We start from the raw sequence: 3,290 nt of genomic DNA, 5'->3' as shown, positions 1-3,290 counted from the left end.
GCACTCCTTCGAGGGGCGGACGGGCAGAAGCCGTCCGTGAGGGCGGGCTGCCCGCTACACTCCCACCGCTCGGCGTTTGCCCAGGCCAAGCCACGGAGTTCCGCGAGTGCGACCTGACCGGGGCACGCCTGAGCGGCGTCGTCATGCAGGATGCCGTGATCGACGGACTCATCACCAACCTCGTGGTGAACGGTGTCGAGGTCACCGAGTACGTCGAGGCAGAGCGCGACCGGCGTCATCCGGTGCGGGTGCTGATCCGCTCCGAGGACCCGGCCGATCTGCGCGAGGCATCGCGTCAGCTGCAGGCCGGCTGGGCCGCCACGATCGAGCGAATCCGCCGTACGCCCGGCATCGAGCGCCGCAGCGTGAATGAGGAGTGGTCGGCGGTGCGGACGATGCGCCACCTGGTCTTCGTCCACGACTCGTGGTTCCGCCGCTGCTGCCTGGGCTCGACGGAGCTGTTCACGCCGATGGGCATCGGGACGACCGTCGAGCCCTACCGTGGAGCGCACGGGCTTGACCTCTCGCTCGATCCGGCCCTCGACGACATCGTGAGCGTGCGTGACGCACAGGCCGCCGAGCTCGAGGCCTGGCTCGACGAGGTCACCGCTGTACAGCTCGCAGCGCGAGCGCCGGTGCCCAACGACGATGTCTGGCCGCCGTACGCCAGGGGCCGCTCGGTGCGGCAGTGCCTCGGCACGGTGCTCAACGAGACCTTCGCGCACCACGGTTCTGCGTCCGCGACCTCGACCTCATCGAGGCACAGGACGCTGAGTAGGGCCGGCTACGGACTCAGCATCCTGCGGATGCGGGCATCGCTGACCGTCTGCGCGGTGCCGCGCTGCTGGACGCGGTACTTCTCGAGCATCCGGCGGGCCTGACCTGAGTGCTGGCCGGGCGGGCGGCCGTCGGGAGCGCGGCGAGCTGGTGGAGGCGCGCCGCCTGGAGGTCGGCGATGCGGTCCATCCGTGCGTCACAGGTACAGCTCATGCAACGGCAGATCGACGGTGAGGAGGCGGAACGACACGATGCCAAGGGCCCGATCTTCACGTTGCGTGGCGACTGAAGGCGTTCAGTGGCGGTGGACCTCAGCTTCGGCGCCCCCGCCGTCACTGCGGCGCCGGGGGTGTCGGCGAAGCAGCTCGCGGCGCTCATGACCCACTGCGAGTCGACCAACACCCCCGAACAAGAACGGGCCTGCACACCGTCACCAACCGTGAGCTTCGCGGTCGAGGCATACGAGTCGCCGGTGACGGCGTGCGTTACGGGTATCGTGGCGAGCAGGGGCAGGGTTGAGAGAACGCAGGGCAGGTCAGCGTGTGGAGCGGATTTCGACCAGGGTGTGTTCACGCTTCTTGGGGTCGGCGGCCTCGCCGACCTGGGTCCAGGCGTTCTTGGCGATGTCGTAGGTGGTCGTCGCCTCACCCGGGACCGTCAGGTCGGCCTTCGTGGTGTTGTCGTTACCCTTGATCATGTACGTCTTCGGCAGGTCCAGGGCAAGGTAGCCGCCCCTGCCGGTGACGCTGAAGCAGAACGGCTCGTCCTGGTCACGGGCATACACCTGCACCGCATTCGTCGCGTCCGAGCAGTCGGCGAGCATGATGCGCCCATCGCCCCTGATCAGCCGGATGCCCTGCTCTTTAAGGATCTGCTCCGCGTTCGGGTAGGCGAAGTCCTCCACCGCCGACGGCATCTCGTCCCCGCCCGCCCCAGGCACACCGGCACCGACAGGATCCACGCCGGCCAACAGCCCCTGGGCCCGCTTCGTAGCGGTCTCGCCTGCTGCCCGGCCGTGCGGCTTCGCCACGGGCGTCGGTGACGCCGTCGCACCGTCCGCAGCGGAACCGGGAGCAGAAGAACCGGGCTCCGCGGGCGGTTGGGCGGCATACGCAGCCGTCGCCATCCCCGCCGCCGCTACCGCGCACGCCACGGCCACCCCGATCTGTCGTCGGCGTATCGCCATTCCCGAAACTCCCATCCTTGAGCGGCCCTGTACTGCGCCAGGACACGAATCGACGCAACGCAACAGCCATGCGCGATACGCACGGCTCGGCCAGAGTCGACCATTTCACACGATTCCTAATATGTTCACACAGTGTGTCAAACTCTGGGTCGGGTGCGGTGTCAGATGCCGTGCCTCGCACCCCGTGTGACACCACGTCATGTACTGCAGCGGGCCAACGCCTGTCCGCAGACGCTTGTTGTGCCCGTGCACTGCGCGGGGGCACGCGGTGCTGCGAGAACGCGTACGTAAGGCAGGAAAATGCGCATGCCCGGTCAGAGTGCGGCCCCACCGCCCGGAGCGATAACCGGCCACACCGGCCCGCCTCCGCAAGCCCAACGCCCCCGACGCCGAAGCAGCTCTCACCGGTGGGCCACGGCGTGGGGAGGGACACTGTCGGTGTTCACCACCAGCGTCGCGCTGGCCCTGCCCGCCCACGCCGACACACCTCCCGACACCAGCCAGCGTGCCCAGGTCGTGCAGTTGTGGCAGTCTGGCGGCCGGGCGACGAAGACGGCCGCTGCCCAGGCGCTGATCGGTGACGATGCGGCGATCGGGAAGTTCCTGGCCGAGGGCAAGCGCCGGGCGCAGAGCGAGGATGAGCGGGTTGCGATCGTCTCTATGCTCCCCCTCGCCGGAAAGGGCGTCTTCGCCGCCGCGCAGAAGGCTTTGGACGGCACGGATGCGGATCTGGACGCGTTCGTCACCGGCGGCTACAAGAAGCCCTTGTTGGAAGACCGGCGTGTGGCGGTCGCGGCCGCGTTGAACGGCGCCGGGCGCGCTGTCGATTCCGCCGCGCAGGAGGCGTTGGACGACGGCAGCGAGAAGGCGCTGACCGACTTCCTCAACGCGCGGTGGGTGAAGGCGCAGCAGGAGGATGATCGGGTCAAGCTCGCCACCTACATGTCCACCGGCGGCCCCCAGGTGAAACTGGCAGCGCAGCGGGCGATGGATGGCGGCGCGGCAGGCGTCACCCGATTCCTCGAGCATGACCTGGAGGTCGCGCAGGCCCGCGACGCCGAAACCATGACCGTCCAGCAACTGGCAGCGGTTGCGGAGGAGGCGGGCAAGAAGGCGAAGATCGAAACTGATCGGGCCAAGGACGCCTCCGAACGCGCGGAGAGATCAGCCGCGTTGGCCAAGGCGGCGGCGCTCAAGGCGGCGGACGAGACGGCCAAGGCCAAGGACGACTCAGCGAAGGCCGGTGCAGCCGCCGGACGCGCGGCCGACGCCGCCACCGGTGCCGCGGCCGCCGCCCGGACCGCGATCGACGCCTCCAACGCCGCCC

The 3,290-nt window shown here is 69.2% G+C and carries 4 protein-coding genes; 2 read left to right on the top strand and 2 right to left on the bottom strand.

What is annotated here, in order from left to right; translation table 11 throughout:
* Positions 1-881 (top strand): DinB family protein (locus ACFU99_RS38380; protein WP_384401759.1); only part of this gene is annotated, 881 nt, incomplete at its 5' end.
* Here ACFU99_RS38380 and ACFU99_RS38375 read toward each other — a convergent pair.
* The gene (locus ACFU99_RS38375) at positions 793-1,350 is read right to left on the bottom strand and encodes a trypsin-like serine protease (protein ID WP_384401756.1); all 558 of its coding nucleotides are present in this window, start codon (positions 1,348-1,350) and stop codon (positions 793-795) included. The two genes, ACFU99_RS38380 and ACFU99_RS38375, sit on opposite strands and share 89 nt — an antisense overlap.
* Positions 1,313-1,807: a hypothetical protein gene (locus tag ACFU99_RS38370; RefSeq protein ID WP_384401753.1), complete on the bottom strand. Its 495-nt coding sequence runs from the start codon at positions 1,805-1,807 to the stop codon at positions 1,313-1,315. The genes ACFU99_RS38375 and ACFU99_RS38370 overlap by 38 nt, the downstream gene beginning before the upstream one ends.
* A 594-nt stretch (positions 1,808-2,401) precedes the next feature.
* Between ACFU99_RS38370 and ACFU99_RS38365 the strand changes: the two genes are divergently transcribed.
* Positions 2,402-3,290, top strand: an 889-nt coding sequence (locus ACFU99_RS38365) for an ALF repeat-containing protein (protein WP_384401751.1), incomplete at its 3' end; no start/stop codon positions are given.

Origin of the sequence: Streptomyces sp. NPDC057654, from assembly GCF_042800135.1 — a bacterium.
Classification (GTDB): Bacteria; Actinomycetota; Actinomycetes; order Streptomycetales; family Streptomycetaceae; genus Streptomyces.
This window is presented reverse-complemented; position numbering and strand designations above follow the sequence as displayed.